We start from the raw sequence: 20,620 nt of genomic DNA on the forward strand, positions 1-20,620 counted from the left end.
ATCATGCGATTGATGCCGCCCAGCCTGCCGATGCTGCGCCGCGCGCTCGGGCAAAAGCAGTTGCGCCTGCTTCCGGCCGTGGTGGTGCTCGGGCTGCTCAGTGCGGCGCTTGAGGGGTTCGGCATCGGCCTGATCATCCCGTTGCTGAACATAATCATGGGGCAGGGGCAGACCGGCATGGCTGGCTTTTCCGCCGTCTTCCAGCATGTCGGATCCAGCCTGAGCGAGCGCGACCGGCTGATCGTCATATCCGTCGCCATCCTCGGCTCGATCGTGCTCAAGAACCTGTTCGCCTACGCCAATACGCTGCTGACCACCTTCATCTACGGCAAGGCAAGCCATTCGATCCGCAGCGCGCTGTCGGAGCAGCTGCTGCGGGTGGGCTACCCGTTCTTCCTGCAGCAAAGCCCTGGACGGCTGCTCAACATCATCTCCAACGAATCCTGGCGGGCCTCGGATGCCATCCAGATCACGCTGGGGGCAATCGTCAACGCATCGGCCGCGATCATCCTGCTGACCTTCCTGCTGCTCCTGTCGTGGCAGATGACGCTGCTGGTCACGCTGGGCCTGGCGCTGGTGCAGGTCGCGCACGCCATGCTGTCGGCCAATCTGAAGGCGCCGAGCCGCAGCGTCGCCTCCCGCAACAGCCAGCTCGCATCACAGATGCTGCATCTGGTGCATGCCGGACGGCTGATCCGCATCTTCGGCCAGGAGCAACGCGAGAAGGCGGCATTCGACCAGGCATCGGATGCAGTGCGCCGGGCGGCGTTCGTGCTTTTGACGCGTCAGGGAGCGTTGCCGCCGCTGACCGAGGTTCTGCACGCCATGCTGTTCCTGGCGGTGGTGATCGGCGCCTGGTTCGCCAATGTCAGCTTCCCGCTGATCGTCGCCTTCGTCATCCTGCTCTACAGGCTGCAGCCCTACATGCGGTCGCTGCAAATGGCCTGGAGCCAGTTGCAGGGCCTGAGCGGATCGCTTGAAGAGGTGACGTGGATGCTGGACCCATCCGGTAAGCCCGAGCCGCCGCAAGGTGACGCGGCGTTCCCCGGGCTCAGCCAAGGCATCAAGTTCGAGGACGTCACCTTTACCTATTCTGGTTCGGAACAGCGCGCGGTGGTGCTGCATGCGGCGAATTTCGACATCCGCAGCGGCCGCTCGACCGCGCTGATCGGCCGCTCTGGCGCCGGCAAGACGACGATCGTCAATCTCCTGTGCCGCTTCGTCGAACCGGATAGCGGCAGGATCCTCGTCGATGGATCGCCTCTGGACCGCATCGACCCCAGCCAATGGCGAAAGCACATCGCGCTCGCCAGCCAGGAGCTGGAGCTGGTCGACGGCACGATTTTCGACAACATTATCTACGGCCAGGACGCGGCCTCGACCGATGACGCCGAGCGCGCGGCAAAACTGGCCGAAGCGCATGGCTTCATCGAGCAACTGCCGCAAGGCTACAGGACCGTCGTCGGCTACCGCGGCGTCAACCTCTCGGCGGGACAGCGGCAGCGGATCGCGCTGGCCAGAGCCCTGGTGCGCGATCCCGATATCCTCATCCTCGACGAAGCCACCAATGCGGTGGACGGGCTGTCGGAAGCGGCGATCGTCGAGACGCTGAAGTCGCGCGCCGGCCGCCGCACCACCATCGTCATCAGCCACCATCGCAGCACCATCTCGTTCTGCGACGACGTGGTGATCCTGAGCCACGGCCGCGTGAAAAAGCAGGCGCCCTTCGCGGCGCTCGCGACGCTCAGCATGGACGAGCTTTACCAGCACGAGGCGCTGGAGGGCTGAGGGCGCCCCCCGCTGCGTGCGCGCGCTGGGAGGTCGTCTCGGATGTCAAGCCAGGTCAAGCATCTCAGGGCGAGGAGCCCTCCGCCATGCCTCTCTGCAGGATTTCTGGGATGATGAGTGATCCCGAGCTTACCCGCTTTCGATCTGGAGCGTACAGAACCAAGGGTCCGCCTGCCAAATCCATCAATGGCAGGCGGACCCTAATCAGCGCTGAAGGGACTGATTCTGCGCCGATCTCTCCTCGAGGAGGTGACGCCATCAACTGAAGACGGGCGCAGTTGTTCCCGGCGCCGGCCGTACACGAGACCATTGCGCAGGCAGGTCAGACTTAGGTCCTATAAACGGGCATCGCTGGCTGGAGTGAACATCGGGTCTGCTCGGTGGTAGCGAAACTTCGGCCGGAGGTCGACGCAGCCATTGGGTTCCGGGGCATGGCTCGGCGCTGATCATAGGCGGCGATCGATCCCCGCACGCCTGATGGAGGGGCGCTTGCATTCCTGCGGAATGCCCATCCACCGGCGCCAAGTGAAGTTCTCCAAGCGGTACGGGCTCAGCGGTCGTCAAGCTGTTGCTAATATGCAGCACAGGCAGCGCTCTATGAACAGCGTCGCTTGGAACCGCTACCTCCGACCAACCGTTAGTGTCACAATGACGAACCAAAAAGTGAGGCTGACGATGGACCCGCTGCAAAACAACACGTTGGAGATCTGGTGTCTTGCGGCTGTTCCGCTGTCACTGCTCCTTACGGTGTTATTAGCCGGATTTATTCTTTAGCTGACCCAACGAGGCCGGCTTTGCGGACCGGGCCAGGAAGATGAAAATGACGGCCATTAGGCACGGTAGGGTCGCGGACACCCCGTGGCACCAGGCCGTGGCTGCCTTTTCCAACGTGCCCCCATAATCGGCTCTTTCGAGCGGTCCGGCTCGCGGCGATTGCTCGCGGCGCCGTGGCGAGGGCGAGCATCCGAGCTCGTACGTTTTTTACACAATCTCTGATTGGTGGACTCGCCCGACGCCATCGACGTTAATTTTGCGTTAGCGACAGGAGGGGGAAGATCGCTAACGGGAGGAAGAAAATGAAAGAAAACTACGATCTGACGATCGACTACGACGACGTGCCTTACGACAACAAGCCTTACGATCTAGCCACATTCGCAAGGAAGCACGGGCTCAACATTCGAGCCGCCGAGCTTCTTCTTTTCGCCAAGGGCCCGTCTCGAGCGGCCTGCGATGCCGCGGCGAGGGCTTTTCTGGCGGCAGTCGCCGCACAAGCTATGAGACAATCGGCGCGGTAGGTCTCACAAAGCCATTGCTGACACGGCCTGCCGTGTCAGCAACCTAACGGACAGCGCTGGAAATTCCGGGCCGTTTCCAACAAGATGCCTAAGCATCCGGGAACGGCCTGAAATGTGCAATCTTTACAATATCACGACCAGCCAGGAGGCCATTCGCCAGTGGACCCGCGCCTTGCGGGATATCCTCGGCAATCTCGAACCCTCCATCGACATCTATCCCAACCAGCCAGGCCCTGTGGTGCGCAACACGCCGGACGGCGAACGCGAATTCAATTCGCCCGTGACATTTTTGTTCCCGTTTTGTTCAATTTGACCAGAAACTAGTGGAGGCATCGCCCACATTGCAAGCGAACGCTTCGTCACTGAAAGGTTTATGCCGCTTGCGCGAGGTGCATCAGGTACGGTTCTGAACAATTTGCATACCGTGCTAAAATCCGCGGGCGACCGCGATGGGCGTCGTTACCTGCTTCTGGACGCACCATGTTCTCGTAAACTGTCCGGCGCAGAGATGCGTGGCCGCCGTCTTCGCAGGCTCAGGTTCCGTCAGGCATCCGGCGCGGCTGCCTGGCAAGCGACAACACGCCCAACGCCGCCTCAATGCTTCTTGAAATACTGCACCTCACGTTCGTGCTTCTCCGCAGCCTCGCGGCTGTCAAACGTCCCGAGATTGCGGCGCTTGCCGGTCTTTTCGTCCTTCTTGCGCGAATAGAGGCGGTATTTTCCGTCTTTGAGTTTTCTGATCATCTGTCACTCCCCGAGCCGCTGCTTCCCCTTGAGGTTGCGCGCGGCTTGTTCGATCGCCGCCCGGTCGTTGCCCAGCCTGTCGATCAGCTCCTGTGCCTGTTCGCCCGATATGCCGGTGCGCACCGCCAGGGCCTCCACCGTCAAGACGTCGGAACTCGCGAACTCGCGGGTTTCCGGCAGGGCATCGCCTGTCGTCAGCGGCAGGGCTGCCTCCCTGTCGATCTCGGCCTCAGCCCGGTGCCAGTGCCGCTCGGGATCGCCATGGATCCCGCCTTCACGTTCCCAGATCTGGTATGCGCGCTCACGAATCTTGTCTTCCCGGTCGTCGCCCATGTTGATTTCTCCTTTGGGTATCGGATGAACGCCGCGCCAACCCGAACGATCCAAGAAATCTGCGTGATCGTTGGTGGGGTCGCACAAGGCGCCATGCCCTGCGGCCGCCAGCCACGCCCGGCCTGCCTACTCGCACTGCCGACGCGGCCCGCCGGAATACGGCTGATAGCTATTGTCTTCCGGTCGATATGACCGGTAGCGGCTGAAGCAGTATTGGACGTGGTCGGATGAGAGCTCGGCGTCGCCGGTTTCGTCCGGCCGCGGGTAGCCCTCCACTGACGACGTATCGCTCGCCTCGACGTAGCTGCCGTCATCGGCGGCGTCGAGATAGGGCGATATGCAGGGGCGCTGTTGGCCGCTGTAGGATGTGTAGCGGTTGTCGCCTGGCCTGTAGGAGCGGTAGCGGCTGGCGCACCATTCGACATGGGCGGCGGGCAGCGTCTGCTGCTCTTCCACCGCCGGCTTGATGGAGCCGGTGGTGTCGGGTGTCGAAGCTGCGGCGGTGTCGGCGGGTTTCGAGCTGCGATCAACTTCCGAGGTGCGAACGGGAACCGGGCGGGCCGGGAGGCGCTCGAGGCGCTGCGAGGCCGGGTTTACCGGGCGCGGATCCTTGGCCCACAGTTCGGCGACGCTGGAGACCGGGGCGGGCGGCCGCACCGGCTTGGCTATCAATAGCCAGGTGGCGAATGCGAGGCCGCTGGCGAATACGGCGAGCGTCAGGACGAAGCCGCCAAAGATTGCGAACAAAGCTTTCATGCCGCGCTCCTTCGCCTCCCGGTTAAGGAAATGCGGGGGCGGGGAATCCGGTTCCAGGAAAGAGCGCGGGGGGAGAGGATTTCAAAAAAGGAAGACCCCTCTCCGTCTCGGCTTCGCCGAGCCACCTCTCCCCGCTTTGCGGGGCGAGGAACCCAAGATCGCGTAGGGGGCCTTTCAGTGCAGGCCGAATTCGCGCAGCAGTTCTTCGCGGTAGCGTACGAAGCGGCTTTCGCTGCGCTCGCGCGGGCGGGGCAGGTCGATGTCGATTAGCCGCGCCGCGCCGCCTTTCTCCTTGGGCAGGATCAGCACCCTGTCGGCCAGGTAGATCGCTTCCTCGAGGTCGTGCGTCACCATCACCATGGTGACGTTCTCCTCGCTCCAAATGCGCGCCAGCTCCTCCTGCATGCCGATCTTGGTCATCGCGTCAAGCGCGCCCAGCGGCTCGTCGAGCAGCAGGATTTCGGGCTGCACGGTCAAGGCGCGGGCGATGCCGACGCGCTGCGCCATGCCGCCCGACAGCTGCCTCGGGAAAGCATCGCCGAATTCGGCGAGGCCGACGAGCGCGATATAGAAGCGCGCCCGTTCCTCGGCCTCGGCCTTCGGCACGCCGCGCACTTCGAGGCCGAAGGCGACATTGCCGAGCACGGTCAGCCAGGGCAGCAGGCGCGGTTCCTGGAAGATCACCGCGCGCTCGGCGCCGACGCCGTGCACCGGCTTGCCGTCGATGGCGACGCCGCCGCTGTCGGCGGCCTCCAGCCCGGCAAGAATGCGCAGCAGCGTGGTCTTGCCAGATCCGCTGGCGCCGACGATGACCAGGCATTCGCCCGAGCGGATGTCGAGGTTGAGGGTCCTCAGCACGGCAAGCGAGCGCCCGCCGATGCTGAACGATTTGGACAGGTCGCGTATGCTGACCTCACCGCCGCTTGTGCTGCTCATCGCGCTCGTCTCCCAGCTGCCGGTTGGCCTTGTCAGTTGGTCTTGGTTTCGCCGGGCCGGTAGAGGATGTCTGTTGCCTTCAGCTTACCCTTTGGCAGGCGACCGTCGCGCTCGAGCACGCTGACCCAGAAGTCGATGTCGCGGTCCGTCGCCTTGGCCCCCTGGCGCAGCCCGAAGCCGGTCCAGTAGCGCGCCAGCTCGCCGTTTTCGCCGCGCTTGTCGAGGATTGTCGCGAGCACCTTGCGCGCTTCGTCGGCGTTCTGCAGCGACCAGTCGGAGGCGCGCGCCGATTGCTCGACGAAATTGCGGGCGGCGTCGGGATGCGCGGCGATGAAGTCGCGCCTGAGCACGACGAAGCCGCCGGCCAGTTCGCCCAGCACGTCGGTGTCGTTGAACACGCCACGCACGCCGCCATTGTCGACCAGCGCGCCGGCAAAGGTCGCCTGCCAGTAGCCGAGCGCCGCGATGTCGACCTGGCGGGAGCGCAAGGTCTGTTCGAGTTGCGGTCCGGGCACGACGACGAGATTGGCGGCATCCGGCGACAGGCCGACGCTGTGCAGCGCCTCGCGCACGGTGTAGTCGAGATGGGCGCCGAGCGTGTTGACGGCGATTGTCTTGCCGGCAATGTCGGCGATCGATTTGATCGGGCTGTCGTCGAGCACGTAGAAGACGCTTCGCACCTTGCTGTTGATGCCGTTGCTCGGATAGATGGCGACGAAGTCGTTGCCGCCGGAAATCGAATTGATCACGGCGGCGGTTGCGGCCGATCCGATATCGACGCTGCCGGAGGCGAGCGCAAACAATGATTCCGGGCCGCCGCCGGAATAGCCGACATTCTCGACCTCGATACCGAGGCCTTTGAAATAGCCGAGCTCGCCGGCCAGTTCATGCGGAGAGATGCTGCCGCGGCTGGCGAGGGAGCGGAACTTGACGGGTGCGGCTTCGGCAAAGGCGAAGCGCGGCAGGCCGGCGGCGAGAAGGCCGGCGGCGAAGGGTGCGCCGGCAAGCAGGGAACGGCGGGTGACTTTCATGGTGGTCTTTCCTGGTTGGCTTGGCTTGGGTCTGGTCGATGGCGAAAGGGGAGGTCAGTCGACGGCATTGTTCCAGCGGCAGAGCCGCCGCTGCAGGCTGACCAGCGCCTGGTTGGCGATCAGGCCGAGGCCGGCGAGGATGACGATTGCCGCAAACATCAGCGGGATCTGGAAGTTGTACTGCGCGTTCATCACCTGAAAGCCGATGCCCTTGTTGGCGCCGATCATTTCGGAGGCGATCAACAGCAGCAGCGCCGTGGTGGCGCTGAGCCTCAGCCCAACGAAGATCGAGGGCACGGCGCCGGGCAGCACGACGCGGCGGAAGACGGTGAGCTGCCTGGCGCCATAGACGCGGGCCATCTCCAGCAGTTTCGGATCGACCTGCTTGACGCCGCCGATGGTGTTGAGCAGCAGCGGGAACAGCGTCGCCCAGAAGATGACGAACACCTTGGAGGCTTCGCCGAGCCCAAGCAGCAGGATGAATACGGGATAGAGCGCCAGCGCCGAGGTCTGGCGGAAGACCTGCAGGATGGGATCGAGCGCGGTCTCGACCGCGCGCACCTGGCCCATGAACAGGCCAAGCGGGATGGCGACCAGCACGGCGGCCGCGAAGGCGAGACCGGCGCGCTGCAGGCTGATGGCGATGTCACCGAGCAGAGTGCCGCCGGCCAACCCCTTCCAAAGTGCCGCGACAATCGTATCGATCGGCGGCAGCACGGCCGTGTTGACCCACCCTGCGCTACTCGACACTTGCCAGATTGCGAGGAAGGCAATGAGGGCGCCGTAGCGCGACAGGAAGCGGATGCCTGCCCGGCCGCCGAGGCGCAGGAAGTCCGTGCCCAGGCTTGTCGTGCCGTCACGCGTGCCGAGGCTGGCGGCCTGTTCGATGTGCTGCAAGGTCATCGTCTTGCCTCTCGCTTCGAGGGTAGTGGGCTTCTCGGGATTATTCGGCGGCCAGCACGGCCGAGCGGGCGGCGGTCCACGGGTTTTCAGGCCGCCTGAGGCCGAGGTTCTCGCGCAGCGTCCTGCCTTCATAGGCGGTGCGGAATAGGCCGCGGCGCTGCAGTTCGGGGATCACCAGCTCGACGAAGTCGTTGAGCCCGCCGGGCAGCCAGGGCGGCAGGATGTTGAAGCCGTCGGCGGCTTCGTTGCCGAACCACTCCTCCAACTGGTCGGCGACCTGCGTGGCGCTGCCGATGACGGTGTAATGGCCGCGGGCCGTTGCCACCCATTGGTAGAGCTGGCGGATGGTGAAGTTGTGCTCGTCGGCAATCTGGCGGATCAGCGCCTGGCGGCTCTTCATGCCTTCGGTTTCCTTGCTTGGCGGCAGCGGGCCGTCGAGCGGATAACCCCTGATGTCGAGCGTCTGGCCGGCCAGCCCGTTGAGCAGGGCGACGCCGTCTTCGGGCAGGATGAGATCGTTCAGCTGCTGGTATTTGGCGCGCGCTTCTTCTTCGGTACGGCCGACGAAGGGTGCTACGCCGGGCATGATCAGCACCTGCTCGGGATCGCGGCCGACGGCCGCCACGCGGGCCTTGATGTCGCGGTAGAATTCCTGCGCCGACGCCAGGTTCTGATGGGCGGTGAAGATGACTTCCGCCGAGTGGGCGGCGAGCTTGCGGCCGTCCTCCGATTGCCCCGCCTGCACCACCACCGGGTGCCCCTGCACAGGGCGCGGCACGTTGAGCGGACCCTTGACGCTGAAATGCGCGCCCTTGTGGTCGATGTCGTGGAGCTTGTCCTTGTCGTAGAAGCGCCCCGATTTCTGGTCGCGGATGAAGGCATCGTCCTCCCAGCTGTCCCACAGCGCCTTGACCGTCTCGACATGCTCATGCGCGCGGGTATAGCGCTCGGCGTGGGCAGGCTGGGTATCACGATTGAAATTGCGCGCGGTTTCGTCGCCGGCCGAGGTGACGACGTTCCAGCCGGCGCGGCCATTCGACAGATGATCGAGCGAGGCGAATTTGCGGGCGAGCGTGTAGGGCTCCTCGTAGGTGGTCGAGGCGGTGGCGATGAAGCCGAGATGCGTGGTGAGCGGCGCCAGCGCTGCAAACAGCGTCACTGGCTCGAAGCCGGCGATCTTGGCATTGCCGCCTTCGCGGGCGCCGAGCCCGACCGTCAGATTGTCGGCGAGGAAATAGGCGTCGAACAGGCCGCGCTCGGCGGTCAGGGCAAGCTGCTTGTGGAACTCGAAATTGGTGGCACCGTCGGCCGGCGCCTCGGGGTGACGCCAGGCGGCGATATGCTGTCCGCCGCCGGGCAGGAAAGCGCCCAGTTTGATCTGCCTGGATTTCTTGGATCTGGTCATCGCGGCGTGCTCCTGGATTGGTCGGGGAGGGGATCTCGGGTCAGTAGTGCGTTCAGGCGGCAAGGCCGACGCGATAGGGCACTCCGGTTACCCGGCATGCCTCGGCGACCGCCTGCCGGGCGCGGGCATGGATCGCGTCCGACACCAGCACGCCATTGGCAAAGTCCTTGTCGGAGGCGTAGATCGCGGTCGGCACGGTCAGCGCCTCGAAGAAGCCGAACAGCGGCCGCAGCTGGTGCTCGACGATCAGCGAATGGCGCTCGCCGCCGCCGGTCGCGGCGAGGATGACGGGCTTGCCCCTCAGCGATGACGGATCGAGCAGGTCGAAGAAATGCTTGAAAAGCCCGGTATAGCTGCCTTTGAAAGTCGGCGAGCCGGCCACCAGGATGTCGGCGCCTAGCAGCCGTTCGACGATGTTGCGCGCCGCCGGGTCGAGGTCGCCGAGGCGCCTCGCCTGCGGCAGGGACGCGCCGAGATCCTCGATGTCGAAGACGGCCGAGGCCGCGCCAATGCTTTCGGCGGCCTGTCCGACAATGTGGCTGACGAACGCCTTGGTCTTCGATGGCCGGGTCAAATTGCCCGACAGCCCCACCACGAGCTTTTTCGACATTCCTGGCTCCCTCTCAAGCGCTCTATTTTAAGATCTTGGGTCTAGCGATCTATGTTAAGTCTAGAGATATTGTAGAATTAAAAGAGCGAGAAAATTTCAAAAGCAGGACGGTGAGCGAACTGAGTTTGCGGCACATCGCCGGCAATTGGTTCATTCAACGCGCCGTACCGCGCTGCGCTATCGCTGCAGCGCCTGCAGCCGCGATAGCGCAGCGCGTCGGACAGAGCGCATGAACAGCTGGCCGGACATATCAGGCAAGTCGCCCTCGGGCGCTCCGGCGCGACGTCGGGGAACCATGTCCTGATGCCACGATCCTGGATGGCCTAGCGGCCCTCGGAGAGGACGCGGCGCGGGCACAGGCCAAGGTGCTGGCGTGGGGTCCGCGGCATGTGGCGAGTCAGGCCAATTTGATTCAAATCCGGCTGTGGATATTTGCTTTTGGGTAAATCGAGGCGGTCATCTTGCCGGCCGGCGGGCAACAGGGAGAAGCCTATGACAAGCGACTTTGCCGCCGCACACCTCCACCTCGAACGAGCCTGCCATTATTTGAGCGGCGAGGACGAGACGAGCCGCACGGCTCGTGCGGCTCTGGATCTCCTGATCGATGCAATTGTCGCGGCACAATACAAGCGGCCCACGGGCGACGTTGTGGAATTTCCAAGACCGGCAAAGTTGGGACAATCCGCAAGCGGGAACGGGTAATCCAACCGGCGGCATCCCTTTGCTTCCGCCTGATCACATGAACCAGGTCGCCACCAGGCCGATCGTCGCCGAGAAAATAGCGGCGGTCGTTGCCCAACCGAGTATGTTGGTGCTGCGGCTGTTCACCTGGTCGCCCATGATCCTGCGGTTGTTCGTCATCAGCATGATGAGCAGCAGCAAGGGCGGCGTCGAGAAGCCTTGAACGATGCCGGACCAGACCAGCGCCTTCATCGGATTGAAGCCAAGGAAGTTGAGGCCGGCGGCGATCGCGGTAAAAAATCCGATGGCGAGATAAAATTTGGGCGCCTCTCGAGCCCGGGCGTGCAGGCTGTTTTTCCAGCCGATGGCTTGCGCCACATCATAGGCAGCGCCGGTGGTCATGACAGGAACCGCGAGGAAACCGACGCCAATCACGCCTGCGGCGAACAGAACGCTTGCGGCCTGGCCGGCGAGCGGCCGCAGCGCCTCCGCCGCCTGCGCGGCCGTGTCGATATCGTGGTGGCCCGCCTTGTAGAGCGTAGCACCCGTCGACAGGATGATGAAATACATGATGAGATTTGAAAACATCATGCCGATGAGGATGTCCCGGCGAGAGCGACGGAGTTCGCTGTCGGTGGCGCCCTTCCTTTCCCTGAGCGTTGTCCGCCCCTGGGCAATCTCCTCCTCGACCTCCTCATTGGACTGCCACGTGTAGAGATAGGCGGACAGCGTCGTGCCGATGATGGCGACCAGGATCGATAGGAACTCACGGTTGAATTCGATCCTGGGGAGCAGCGTCCCGCGCAGCACCGCCGCGGCGTCCGGCTTGGCCAGAATGGCGGCACCGACATAGGCGAGCAGCGCCAGCGCCAGCCAGCGAAAGATGTTGCGGATCAAAGTATAGGAGCCGAAGACCTGGAGGGCGAAGATGAGGGCGGCGACGAACAGCACGATCAGCGGAATGGGAAGCGGCACGAATATGTTGATCGCCGCGGCCATTCCACCGAGATCCGCCGCTGCCTCGATGGTGTTGCCGACGAGCACACCCAAAAGCACCGACCAGAGCAGCCACCGCGGGTAAAAGTCCTTGATGACGTGGAACAATCCGCGCCCCGATACCTGGCCGAGCTTCGACGACAGGTAGACGACCGCGTACATCATCGGCAACGTCACCGGAGCCGTCCAAAGCAGGTCGGGTCCGAAACGGGCGCCGGCGCTGGCATAGGTGCCTATCGCGGAACAATCGTCGTCGGCCGCCCCTGTTATCAGGCCGAGGCCGAGCGCGCGGCCTATGCCGCCTTTACCCTCCTCCGGTGGGGTGGAACGATCGGAACCGGCCTGCCTCATTGCGATCGGACCGGGTTGGGAACGAAGGGCGCGGCCTGCCATGCAACAATGCTAACGATCGGTCGGCGCGCTGGTCTCATTTTGCTTCCTTCAACAACTTGCCCAAACCCGGCGCGCCATGACTTGTTCCTCGACGACGGGGCAGGGATTTTGCCTCAGGCAAAAAAGTTCGGGTTGACCGCTTCCGAACGCGAAGCGACTATCCGCGCGAGGCGAAGATCGCAGGAGGAAGTGCAATGGACGAGCCCGATCAGTGGCGCCACATGTCGAGCGCGCCAAGGGACGGCAGCAGAATCCTTGTCACGGTTCGGCCTTCCGAACAGGGGCCGGCCGAGGTCGACATGGCTTACTGGGCCCGCGCCGATCAGTTCGGCAGCGAAGGCTGGCGCGCTTCCGATTCGTCTCCAGGACGCATCGTCGAATATGCCGAACCCGAACTGAAGTGCTGGATGCCGCTGCCGTCGGCCAATCTCAGCAAAGGCTCAATGCCGAGCCCGTGGGAAGGCGAAGATGTGCCGCTGGTGGATGGCTCGGGGATATGAAAGGGCCGAATGCCCAGGACCTCCAAGAGCCGATATCCACGGCCACCCGCATTCGCCAAAAGTGCGCGCAAGCTGACCGCGGCGGTCCGGAAATCGAACCCCTGGATCATTGACGCCCGGCGGGCCCGCTGGTTCTCAAGATAGCGCGCGAGCGCAATGTCGTGGCGCAGTGGCCCGCCGCGCGGCTGCGGGTCCTGCCTTGAATCATCATGCCAGATGGGCCATTCCGTCGGGGGTAGCACAGCGTCCTCCTGAGATACCAGTCTCCCGACACTTGTCTTCCTTGCGTCGTGAGAAACGCGGTGGAGCCAGCGTGAAGGATTCGTGAAAAACACCAGGCCGGGCGAAATGACGGTTGAAATAGAGGCAAGTACAGGAAAGGATCGCAAAGAAGCTGTGGCTGTGGCGGATCCGATGGCGCACCCTCATCTCTGTCTGTTAGGCGGCTTTGACTTTGCCGGAGGAGCGGTGGCCCCGGTTTTCAGCCGCAAGGCTCGCGCCATGCTGGCTTATCTCGCCCTGCAATCCGGACACTCCCAATCGCGCGAGAAGCTCGCCGCGCTTTTGTGGGGCGGCAACAGCCAAACCCAGGCCCGAATGAACCTTCGACAGGCCCTATCCGCCATAAGGAAAGGAATGGGCGCATCCGATGGCGAAAGGTTTCTGAGCGACGGCGACAGCATTACGCTCAATCTCGACGATCTTGATTTCGACGTCGCGCGGTTCGAGTCGCTGGCCGCCGGCTCCGACCCGGAGCAACTCGAGCAAGCGCTCGTCGTCTATCGTGGCGACCTCCTGGACGGGTTCGGCCTGAAGGAGGAGCCGTTCGAAGATTGGCTCAGAGTGGAGCGCGAGCGATTGAGGGCAATCGCAACCATCGTGCTGGAGAAGCTCGTCGCGCACTATTCGGCAACGAATGATCTTCCATCATGCCTGCGGGCGGCGGTGCGCCTGCTGGCTTTGGAGCCCTTACGGGAGGATATCCACCGAGCCCTGATGCGGACCTATGCCGCCCAGGGCCGCTTTAACCTCGCGCTGAAACAGTATGAGCGCTGCCGTGATGTGCTGCAACTGCAGCTCCGCTTGCAGCCCGAGCCGGAGACCCGGCAACTCTATGATGACCTGCGGACGCGCCGCGTGACGCCGCAAGCCGCTACCCGGATAGCCGCCTCGGTGTCGCCTTCCCAGACACCGCCAACGTCGGCAGCCCGAACAGGTGAGCGGCCGGTGTCCCGGGCCGAGCCGATGCGCCCCGCGACCCACTATGTCAAATCGGCCGGAATCAACATCGCCTATCAGGTAACCGGCGACGGGCCGGTCGACCTGATCTATGTGCCTGGGTGGGTCTCCAACCTCGACCTTGCCTGGTCATCGCCGCGGCTGGCGCATATGCTCCAGCGTCTCGGTTCCTTTGCCCGCCTGATCCGTATGGACAAGCGAGGCACCGGACTGTCCGATCGCAATGTTGGTTTGCCAACGCTGGAAGAGCGGATGGAAGACATGCGAGCGGTGTTGGATGCGGTCGGATCAATGCGAACGGTTCTGTTCGGCAGCTCCGAAGGGGGGCCTATGTGCATGCTTTTCGCGGCGACCTATCCCGAACGAACAGCGGCTGTCGTGCTCAACGGAACCTATGCCAGCGGCCGATGGTCGCCGGATTATCCATGGGCAAGGACAAGCGAGCAGGTAGAAGAAGATCTGACCGCCGTCGAGAGACAGTGGGGGGAGCCGGCGGACATGAGCAACGCCGCGCCCAGCCTGATGAACGACAGTTTCGAGAGAGAATGGTTCGCCGCCTATCTTAGGAATTCAGCCTCGCCTGCCGACGCGGTCGCGCTCTGGCGCTGGGGCACTGAAATCGATGTTCGCGCCCTTCTCCCAACCGTTCACGTCCCGACACTGATCGTGCAGACGGCGGGCGACCGCTGGGTAAAACCGGAAGAGGGGCGCTACCTGGCAACGCATATCGAAGGCGCCAGATACATTGAGCTTGCCGGCCGTGATCACGTAATCTGGGGGGAGAATTCCGATCGTTTGGTCGACGAGATCCAGGCTTTTGTCACCGGCTCGCTGCCGGCAACGTCGAGCGAGCGCGTGCTTGTGACGGTGCTGCACATGGAAATCGTCGGGTTGCCGCCGGCTCCCGTCAACGCTAGCGACCGGGCGCGGCGCGATCTGATGCAGCGACACGACGACGAGATACGCAACGAATTGCATCTTGCTAACGGTCAGGAAATCAGCCGCACCGGAAACGGGTTTCTCGCGGTATTTCTGCGACCAACGCGGGCGATCCAATGTGCAATCGCGGTCCGTCGTCGAATGAAGAGGTTAGACCTTCAGGTTCGCGCGGCAGTCCATATTGGCGAATGCGAAAGGCGCGGAGACGACTTCGCCGGTGTTGCAATTCAACTGGCATCACATCTGCTCGACGTTGCCGGACCGGGCGAGATCATCGCGTCGCGCACGGTTCGTGATCTCGTGGCCGGTTCCGGCCTGGCTTTTGAAGAGCATGGCGAGATGGAGCTTGCAGGTGTTCCCGGCAGCCTGCAGCTTTTTTCCGTCAGTGAACCGGCTGCCTGAGGTCCCGCTGGGTTGGGATATGAGCCGGAGAGTTCAATAGGCCGGCGGGACAGCGCCCCCCTCTGTCCTGCCGGACATCTCCCCCACAAGGGGGGAGATCGGCAGCTTCACTGTCGGCCCTCAGAACAGGAATGCGGCTGTAGCGGGGTTTGGGCCGGTGCGGCCGTCGGGCGAATCCATGCCCCGGATAAGCTCGAGGTCTTTCGCTTCCAGCTCGAAATCGAAGACGTCGAAATTGGCGGCGATGCGGTCCTGGTGGATCGACTTTGGAATGACGATCAGCCCTTCCTGAAGATGCCACCTGACGATCGTCTGCGCCACCGACTTGCCGTGTTTCCTGGCAATGCTTTCAAGCGTCGGATCGCTCAACAGCCGGCCGCTGCCCAGCGGGCTCCAGCTCTCGATGCGGATGTTGTGCCTGTCATGAAATTCGCGTTTGTCACGCTGCTGGAAGCGGGGGTGGAGCTCGATCTGGTTGACGGTAGGCGTGACGCCGGTCTCGCCGATGATCCGTTCGAGATGGTCCTGGTTGAAGTTCGAAACGCCGATCGACTTTATGCGGCCTGATTGCCTGAGTTCGATCAGCGTCTTCCACGCCTCGACATATCTGTCCTGGCTGGGCACCGGCCAGTGGATCAGGAACAGGTCGATCTGTTCGATGCCGAGCTTGCTCATCGTCTCGTCGAAGGCGCGCAAGGCGGCGTCGCGCTGATGGGCGCCGTTGCGCAGTTTCGAGGTAATGAACAACTCGCTTCTCGGCACGCCGGCCGAGCGGATCGCCTGCCCGACACCTTCCTCGTTCTGATAGCCTTCGGCGGTATCGATCAGCCTGTAGCCGGCCTCGATCCCCCAGCGCACCACCTTGGCCGTGATGGCTGGATCGACCTGCCATACGCCAAGGCCGATTTGCGGAATGGCGGAGCCGTCGTTCAATCTGATCTGTTCAGGTCTATTCAGGGTAATCTGTTCAGGCATGTTCACGTCCTTCTGCATCGTTCCGCCCGGCGCACGCTCTATCTAGTCTGGATGACCGCCAAAGCGAGTCAATATCAGGAGAATGTGAGGAGACGGACGTGAAGCGCTGATCTCGATGTCCGTTCGGGCCGACAGCGTTCCAGCTTTTGACCCATTGGACTCCAGTACAGGAGCCGCCATTATCGCGGATAATGTGGTATTCTATCGACTATCCGAGGAGGCGACTGCGTTGACCAACAGCTTGGAAGCCGAAGGGGCAAGAGACTGGTCGCCTCTGCTGGTCGCGGCAGAAAACGGCGATGCGGAGGCGGTTCGATCGGAATTGGCGGCTGGCGCCGATATCAATCAGCCGGACGATGGCGGCTGGTCTGCACTTCACCTTTCAGCCCTCAATGACCACACAGCTGTGGTGGAGGCGCTGATCGAAGACCCGGAAATCGACGTGAATTCCAGAAACAAGTGGAAGAGCACGCCCTTGAGCCTTGCGTCCGCCAGGGGACATTACGCGTGTATCTCAGCCCTGGTGAAACACCCCCAAATAGAGATCAACGCGCGAGCTGACTACTACGGCAGAACGGCTCTTATCGAGGCGGCGAAGAACGGGCATCTCGAAGTCGTCAAGTTGCTCGTGGAGAATGGCGCGGAAGTAAATCTGACCGACAAGACGGGGAGAAACAACGCGCTCATCGAGGCTATCAAGGGGCGGCACTACGAGATCGCGGAATACCTGCTGGATTGTGGGAAGGTGAGCTTTATCAACAAGGAGATGAGGCTAAACGCCCTGATCTGGGCTGGCAGCTGCCACAACCCTCAGCTTATCGAAAAGCTGGAAGCCGCGATCCACGCTTTCTTCGAAGGCAAATAAGGGCCTCGCCCTTACTGTCGCGGGGCGCGTCCGTATCTCCCGTCACGTCGACGCGCTCGATGGCGCAAACAGCCCCGCAGCGCTTCACATAAATTATTCAACCAAACGGTTGACTATCTCAAAGCGTGCGCCTATATTCAACTACATGGTTGAATTAGAGACATCCCAGATGGACGCGGTTTTTCACGCCCTTGGCGACGCCACCCGCCGGCACATGCTTCGCGATCTCGCCGATGGCGAGAAAACGGTAAGCCAGCTGGCGGAACCCTTCGTGATGTCGCTCGCGGCCGCCTCCAAGCACATCAAGGCGCTGGAGAACGCAGGGCTTATTCGTCGAGAGGTGAGGGGCCGCACGCATCTGTGCCGACTAGCCCCTGGACCGCTGGCCAGCGCCCATCAGTGGCTCAGCTTCTACGAGCGCTTCTGGACCGGTCGTCTCGATGTTCTCGAACGCCTTCTTCGCGAAGAGGACGCACGCAAAGCCCAGGATGAGCCCAGGAAATCGCCCAATCCGAAAGAAGGAGACGAGCAATGAACCAGATGAGAACCATCGGCGCCTATGGCGAGCTGACCGAGCCCGCCACGTTCACCATCCAGCGCCTTTTGCCCGGCCCCATCGAGCGCGTCTGGGCCTATCTCACCGAGAGTGACTTGCGACGGCAATGGATGGCCGCAGGCCAGATGGAAATGAAGGCCGGCAGCTCGTTCGAGTTCGTCTGGCGTAACGACGAGCTGACCGACCCGCCTGGCCAGCGCCCCGCGGGCTTCCCCGAAGAGCATCGGATGGAGGGCCGGATCACCGAACTCGATCCGCCGCGCAAGCTTTCCATCACCTGGGGAAATACCGGCGGCGTCTCCTTCCTGCTGGAGGCGAAGGGTAGCGATGTGCTGCTCACCGTCGTCCATCGGCGCCTGCCGGAACGTGCAATCCAGCTCAACATCACCGCCGGCTGGCACGTGCACCTCGACCTGCTGGCCGCCCGCCTGGCGGGTAAGACACCGACCTCGTTCTGGGGCGACTGGAGCCGCCTGCGGGACGAATACGACCGCCGCCTGCCGGCCTGATGTAACTCGCGGCGGCCATCCCTGAGGTCGCCGCCAGCCACACGAAGCAACGATGATCCGACGAAACGTGCTTGCATCCCGCAAGCCTGATGGAGGAAGTCATGCGTAAATTGATCACTGGAATGAAAATTTCCGTCGACGGCAAGATGGAGGGACCCGAGGGTTACGCTGATTGGGTCGATGCGTGGTCTGAGGAATACGGCCTGACGCCGCAAATCGATGCCTGCCTGCTTGGCGGCGTCATGTATGCTGGCTACGAGCGCTACTGGAGCGCCATCCAGAACGAGCCCGACAAGCCGCTGCCGATGACCGGCAAATTGCCGAAGCCGGCCGAGCTCGAATGGGCCCGCTTCGCCGCGCAGACGCCGCATTATGTGCTGTCGAACACAATGACTTCGGCGGCCTGGCCAAAGACGCGCTTCGTGCGGAATTTCGAGGATATCGCTGCGCTGAAACAGCAGCCCGGCAAGGACATCTACCTTATGGGCGGCGCCCGAATTACCGCGAGCCTTATCGATGCCGGGCTGGTGGATGAACTCAGGCTGATCGTCTATCCGCTGCTCGCCGGTGAAGGAAAGGCGCTGTTTGGAACGGCGAAGAATCGTCGTGGGCTCGAACTGCGCAAGGTTGAGCAGTTGTCGGACGGCCGCGTCGGGTTGGTCTACGGGATCGGCTAGCGCCAACGTCAGGCAACGACACCGCGGCAGGCCCAGGCGACATTGGCAAAGGACCTCGGGCCGTCGGGCCGGCCGGCCTCATAGGCGTCGCGCATGGCGGCGTCGGTGCGCGCCCGCTCTTCTGGATCGAGCGTGGCCACATACTTGCCGAGCGGCCCTTCGCCGGCGGCAATCGGCGCCCAGTAGTCGTCGAAGTTTTGGTAGTCCATGCGGATCATCAGCTGCGTTTCCGTAACGTCCCGGAGACCCTGTTCGACAAAGGTCCGTTGCATTTCGCCCGGCTGCATCATCGGCTGGGTGCAATAGCGGGCGCGCAGCTGGCGGCCGCCTTCGCTGAGCACTGCCACCGTGTCGATCATCATGCGCATTCCGGGCATGCCGCCGAGATGGTCCCATACGGTCGCCGCGACCACGCCGCCCGGCCGCACGACGCGGCGCATCTCAGCGACTGCCTTGCCGGTTTCGGGCACGAAATGGAGCACGAGCAGCGCCAGGGCGCGGTCAAACGCGCCGTCCTCAAAGGGCAGGGCGCAGGCATCCGCCTGGCGGATTTTTATCCGCGGGTCGGTGTTGCGCCGGATTGCCTCCTCGACGAAAACGGCCGAAAAATCGATCGCGGCGACCTCACGGAGTTCAGCGGCCTTGACGAGCGCGAAGGTCAGGCTGCCTGTGCCACAACCGACGTCGAGGATCTTTTCGCCGTCCTTAAGGCCCGCGAAGTCGATGAACAGCGGCGCGAGCTTTTGGCTCCAGCGACCCATGAGCTGCTCATAGCCGGCAGCATGGTGAACATTGAAACTTGAAGTCATCGAACCCTCCCTTAGCATAAGCTAAACCTCGACACAGCGATTGCCAAGGCGGGCGAGCATTCGTCCCACCGTGAGGCGGCTGCTGGCGAAAGCCACCTTACGGATGCCGGGGCGCGAAGACTTCGCCGGCATCGTAGATTTGATGCGGCCGGCGAGCCGACCTCGATCAGTCTGGGCCACCCATTTGGCGGGCAGTCCGCGGCGCTGGTACTGGATCTCCAACACGGAAGGCGAACGACACGACTTTCGTCGCATCCGGATCGACCTCGCAACGAAAGCTCAGAGCGTACCACTGCCCGCCGGCGCGGAACTCGGTCCTGGAGACTTGCATGATATTGCCGGCCTTCAACCTGAAGGGACGCAAGACGTCAGGAAAGTAGGGGGGCGAAGCATGGCGCAACTGTTCGCGCACTTCCCAGAAGCAGAGCTGACCGATCCGATCGGGGCGCGGCACATTTCTCATGGCGGTTGTCGCGATTGGATCACCGGTTGCTGTTTGCGAGAACAATCTTTTCGCTTCTTCAAGCTTCAGCGGCTTTTGCACCTTGGCCGCTCGCTTGGGCTTAGGCGGCGCGGATGCGCCAGGCGGCGGAGCCGGGTCTTTGCCGTCTACCGCAGTCACGGCAGGTGGCTGCGCAAGATCCTGTTTATTGGGATCTTGCGGCGCCGTCGGTTGTTCCGAACCATCCTCCGCACTGTTGCCGTCCAGAGACTTGCGAGGACCAGCGTCCTTCTCGCCGAATTGGAAGACAGGCCTCTGAGGGCCGGCTTCCGGATGCGCCGGCGTCTCGATCTTTGCTTCCGGCGGCTTTTCGGGCTTGGGCGGTTTCGCAGGAGGCGGAGGTTTGGCTTTCTCCGATGGTTTGGGCGGCGGCACCAGATCCACCCCGATGGCCTGATCCTTCTGCGGCTGCGGGGGCGACACCGGCAGCGCGGACAACAGAAGCGCCGCGGCGAGCAAATGCAGGACCGCGGAGGCAGGCAAGGCCCACCTGAACACCTGGCGCTGATCCCGTATCTCGTCCGTCATCGTGACCGGTGTGTGGAATGAAATATTGGCGGCATCAAGCACCGATGCCGCCAGACGTCGAAATAACCGGTTCATGTCGAGCTTCGACGTTTTGCGGCGGCCGAGCAGATGCCGCCCAACGCGTTCGTTGGAACTGTCGCCGTCGCTACGAATCGCGCCATCGGCGACTGCCGCGAGGCGCGTCATTCAAATACACGAGGACAGTGGCCGAGCCTGTCCCTAGCGTGGCGTCGGCCAGAGCGCACGGT

General features: G+C 63.0%; 20 protein-coding genes and 1 pseudogene. 9 read left to right on the forward strand and 12 right to left on the reverse strand.

What is annotated here, in order from left to right; genetic code table 11:
• Positions 1-3 precede the first annotated feature (3 nt).
• From NKH89_RS19985 to NKH89_RS19995, 3 genes and pseudogenes are all read left to right on the forward strand, one after another.
• Positions 4-1,788 carry an ABC transporter ATP-binding protein gene (locus NKH89_RS19985; RefSeq protein ID WP_502896912.1) on the forward strand — a complete coding sequence of 595 codons (1,785 nt, stop codon included), beginning with the start codon at positions 4-6 and terminating at the stop codon, positions 1,786-1,788.
• A gap of 1,076 nt (positions 1,789-2,864) precedes the next feature.
• Positions 2,865-3,083, forward strand: a complete 219-nt coding sequence (locus NKH89_RS19990) for a hypothetical protein (RefSeq protein WP_051409764.1) — start codon at positions 2,865-2,867, stop codon at positions 3,081-3,083.
• 112 nt (positions 3,084-3,195) lie between these two features.
• Positions 3,196-3,351, forward strand: a pseudogene (locus tag NKH89_RS19995) (SOS response-associated peptidase); the annotation flags it as partial.
• A gap of 326 nt (positions 3,352-3,677) precedes the next feature.
• Here NKH89_RS19995 and NKH89_RS20000 read toward each other — a convergent pair.
• The 9 genes from NKH89_RS20000 to NKH89_RS20040 form a co-directional block, all read right to left on the reverse strand.
• Positions 3,678-3,827 carry a hypothetical protein gene (locus NKH89_RS20000; RefSeq protein WP_023722376.1) on the reverse strand — a complete coding sequence of 50 codons (150 nt, stop codon included), beginning with the start codon at positions 3,825-3,827 and terminating at the stop codon, positions 3,678-3,680.
• A 3-nt stretch (positions 3,828-3,830) separates the two neighbouring features.
• Entirely contained in the window at positions 3,831-4,160 is a 330-nt protein-coding gene (locus tag NKH89_RS20005) for a DUF2934 domain-containing protein (RefSeq protein WP_352592677.1), read from the reverse strand.
• Between the two features lie 126 nt (positions 4,161-4,286).
• Positions 4,287-4,916 carry a BA14K family protein gene (locus tag NKH89_RS20010; protein WP_352592680.1) on the reverse strand — a complete coding sequence of 210 codons (630 nt, stop codon included), beginning with the start codon at positions 4,914-4,916 and terminating at the stop codon, positions 4,287-4,289.
• A gap of 174 nt (positions 4,917-5,090) precedes the next feature.
• Positions 5,091-5,852, reverse strand: coding sequence for an ABC transporter ATP-binding protein (locus NKH89_RS20015; RefSeq protein WP_023722373.1), 762 nt, complete (start codon positions 5,850-5,852; stop codon positions 5,091-5,093).
• Positions 5,853-5,884: 32 nt separating this feature from the next.
• A complete protein-coding gene (locus NKH89_RS20020) occupies positions 5,885-6,883 on the reverse strand; it encodes an ABC transporter substrate-binding protein (RefSeq protein ID WP_352909622.1) in 999 nt (332 codons plus the stop codon).
• Between the two features lie 54 nt (positions 6,884-6,937).
• Positions 6,938-7,786 (reverse strand): ABC transporter permease, encoded by an 849-nt coding sequence (locus tag NKH89_RS20025; RefSeq protein ID WP_352494426.1) that lies wholly within the window; start codon positions 7,784-7,786, stop codon positions 6,938-6,940.
• A 40-nt stretch (positions 7,787-7,826) separates the two neighbouring features.
• Positions 7,827-9,191 carry an LLM class flavin-dependent oxidoreductase gene (locus NKH89_RS20030; protein WP_352909624.1) on the reverse strand — a complete coding sequence of 455 codons (1,365 nt, stop codon included), beginning with the start codon at positions 9,189-9,191 and terminating at the stop codon, positions 7,827-7,829.
• 52 nt (positions 9,192-9,243) lie between these two features.
• Positions 9,244-9,801, reverse strand: a complete 558-nt coding sequence (gene msuE, locus NKH89_RS20035) for an FMN reductase (protein WP_023722369.1) — start codon at positions 9,799-9,801, stop codon at positions 9,244-9,246.
• 735 nt (positions 9,802-10,536) lie between these two features.
• The gene (locus NKH89_RS20040; protein ID WP_023722368.1) at positions 10,537-11,829 is read right to left on the reverse strand and encodes an Nramp family divalent metal transporter; all 1,293 of its coding nucleotides are present in this window, start codon (positions 11,827-11,829) and stop codon (positions 10,537-10,539) included.
• 236 nt (positions 11,830-12,065) lie between these two features.
• On the opposite strand from NKH89_RS20040, the gene NKH89_RS20045 reads away from it, so the two are divergent.
• Together NKH89_RS20045 and NKH89_RS20050 are read left to right on the forward strand one after the other, a co-directional pair.
• Positions 12,066-12,371 carry a hypothetical protein gene (locus tag NKH89_RS20045; protein ID WP_023722367.1) on the forward strand — a complete coding sequence of 102 codons (306 nt, stop codon included), beginning with the start codon at positions 12,066-12,068 and terminating at the stop codon, positions 12,369-12,371.
• 468 nt (positions 12,372-12,839) lie between these two features.
• Positions 12,840-14,951 (forward strand): alpha/beta fold hydrolase, encoded by a 2,112-nt coding sequence (locus tag NKH89_RS20050; RefSeq protein ID WP_352909625.1) that lies wholly within the window; start codon positions 12,840-12,842, stop codon positions 14,949-14,951.
• Positions 14,952-15,071: 120 nt separating this feature from the next.
• On the opposite strand, the gene NKH89_RS20055 is transcribed toward NKH89_RS20050, so the two are convergent.
• The gene (locus tag NKH89_RS20055; protein WP_352451452.1) at positions 15,072-15,926 is read right to left on the reverse strand and encodes an aldo/keto reductase; all 855 of its coding nucleotides are present in this window, start codon (positions 15,924-15,926) and stop codon (positions 15,072-15,074) included.
• A 229-nt stretch (positions 15,927-16,155) separates the two neighbouring features.
• Between NKH89_RS20055 and NKH89_RS20060 the strand changes: the two genes are divergently transcribed.
• From NKH89_RS20060 to NKH89_RS20075, 4 genes are all read left to right on the forward strand, one after another.
• Complete coding sequence (locus tag NKH89_RS20060) at positions 16,156-16,791, forward strand: ankyrin repeat domain-containing protein (RefSeq protein ID WP_352856364.1); 636 nt, start codon at positions 16,156-16,158, stop codon at positions 16,789-16,791.
• Positions 16,792-16,936: 145 nt separating this feature from the next.
• The gene (locus NKH89_RS20065; protein ID WP_352481715.1) at positions 16,937-17,326 is read left to right on the forward strand and encodes an ArsR/SmtB family transcription factor; all 390 of its coding nucleotides are present in this window, start codon (positions 16,937-16,939) and stop codon (positions 17,324-17,326) included.
• Positions 17,323-17,856 carry an SRPBCC family protein gene (locus tag NKH89_RS20070; protein ID WP_352481679.1) on the forward strand — a complete coding sequence of 178 codons (534 nt, stop codon included), beginning with the start codon at positions 17,323-17,325 and terminating at the stop codon, positions 17,854-17,856. Before NKH89_RS20065 ends, NKH89_RS20070 begins: the two co-directional genes overlap by 4 nt.
• Positions 17,857-17,957: 101 nt before the next feature.
• Positions 17,958-18,533 carry a dihydrofolate reductase family protein gene (locus NKH89_RS20075; protein WP_352481678.1) on the forward strand — a complete coding sequence of 192 codons (576 nt, stop codon included), beginning with the start codon at positions 17,958-17,960 and terminating at the stop codon, positions 18,531-18,533.
• 8 nt (positions 18,534-18,541) lie between these two features.
• Here NKH89_RS20075 and NKH89_RS20080 read toward each other — a convergent pair whose 3' ends face one another.
• Both NKH89_RS20080 and NKH89_RS20085 read right to left on the reverse strand, forming a co-directional pair.
• Entirely contained in the window at positions 18,542-19,342 is an 801-nt protein-coding gene (locus NKH89_RS20080) for a class I SAM-dependent methyltransferase (RefSeq protein ID WP_023722357.1), read from the reverse strand.
• Positions 19,343-19,508: 166 nt separating this feature from the next.
• Positions 19,509-20,558, reverse strand: a complete 1,050-nt coding sequence (locus tag NKH89_RS20085) for a DUF930 domain-containing protein (protein ID WP_352909628.1) — start codon at positions 20,556-20,558, stop codon at positions 19,509-19,511.
• Positions 20,559-20,620: the final 62 nt, after the last annotated feature.

Source organism: Mesorhizobium sp. M0923, assembly GCF_040319365.1.
In the GTDB taxonomy this organism is placed as follows: Bacteria; Pseudomonadota; Alphaproteobacteria; order Rhizobiales; family Rhizobiaceae; genus Mesorhizobium.

Coding starts and splice junctions, on each gene's coding strand:
- NKH89_RS20010 (WP_352592680.1), bottom strand. CDS start 4,916: ATGAAAGCTTTGTTCGCAATCTTTGGCGGCTTCGTCCTGACGCTCGCC.
- NKH89_RS20055 (WP_352451452.1), bottom strand. CDS start 15,926: ATGCCTGAACAGATTACCCTGAATAGACCTGAACAGATCAGATTGAAC.
- NKH89_RS20045 (WP_023722367.1), top strand. CDS start 12,066: ATGGACGAGCCCGATCAGTGGCGCCACATGTCGAGCGCGCCAAGGGAC.
- NKH89_RS19985 (WP_502896912.1), top strand. CDS start 4: ATGCGATTGATGCCGCCCAGCCTGCCGATGCTGCGCCGCGCGCTCGGG.
- NKH89_RS20075 (WP_352481678.1), top strand. CDS start 17,958: ATGCGTAAATTGATCACTGGAATGAAAATTTCCGTCGACGGCAAGATG.
- NKH89_RS20080 (WP_023722357.1), bottom strand. CDS start 19,342: ATGACTTCAAGTTTCAATGTTCACCATGCTGCCGGCTATGAGCAGCTC.
- NKH89_RS19990 (WP_051409764.1), top strand. CDS start 2,865: ATGAAAGAAAACTACGATCTGACGATCGACTACGACGACGTGCCTTAC.
- NKH89_RS20065 (WP_352481715.1), top strand. CDS start 16,937: ATGGTTGAATTAGAGACATCCCAGATGGACGCGGTTTTTCACGCCCTT.
- NKH89_RS20030 (WP_352909624.1), bottom strand. CDS start 9,191: ATGACCAGATCCAAGAAATCCAGGCAGATCAAACTGGGCGCTTTCCTG.
- NKH89_RS20015 (WP_023722373.1), bottom strand. CDS start 5,852: ATGAGCAGCACAAGCGGCGGTGAGGTCAGCATACGCGACCTGTCCAAA.
- NKH89_RS20070 (WP_352481679.1), top strand. CDS start 17,323: ATGAACCAGATGAGAACCATCGGCGCCTATGGCGAGCTGACCGAGCCC.
- NKH89_RS20025 (WP_352494426.1), bottom strand. CDS start 7,786: ATGACCTTGCAGCACATCGAACAGGCCGCCAGCCTCGGCACGCGTGAC.
- NKH89_RS20005 (WP_352592677.1), bottom strand. CDS start 4,160: ATGGGCGACGACCGGGAAGACAAGATTCGTGAGCGCGCATACCAGATC.
- NKH89_RS20085 (WP_352909628.1), bottom strand. CDS start 20,558: ATGACGCGCCTCGCGGCAGTCGCCGATGGCGCGATTCGTAGCGACGGC.
- NKH89_RS20000 (WP_023722376.1), bottom strand. CDS start 3,827: ATGATCAGAAAACTCAAAGACGGAAAATACCGCCTCTATTCGCGCAAG.
- msuE (WP_023722369.1), bottom strand. CDS start 9,801: ATGTCGAAAAAGCTCGTGGTGGGGCTGTCGGGCAATTTGACCCGGCCA.
- NKH89_RS20040 (WP_023722368.1), bottom strand. CDS start 11,829: ATGAGGCAGGCCGGTTCCGATCGTTCCACCCCACCGGAGGAGGGTAAA.
- NKH89_RS20020 (WP_352909622.1), bottom strand. CDS start 6,883: ATGAAAGTCACCCGCCGTTCCCTGCTTGCCGGCGCACCCTTCGCCGCC.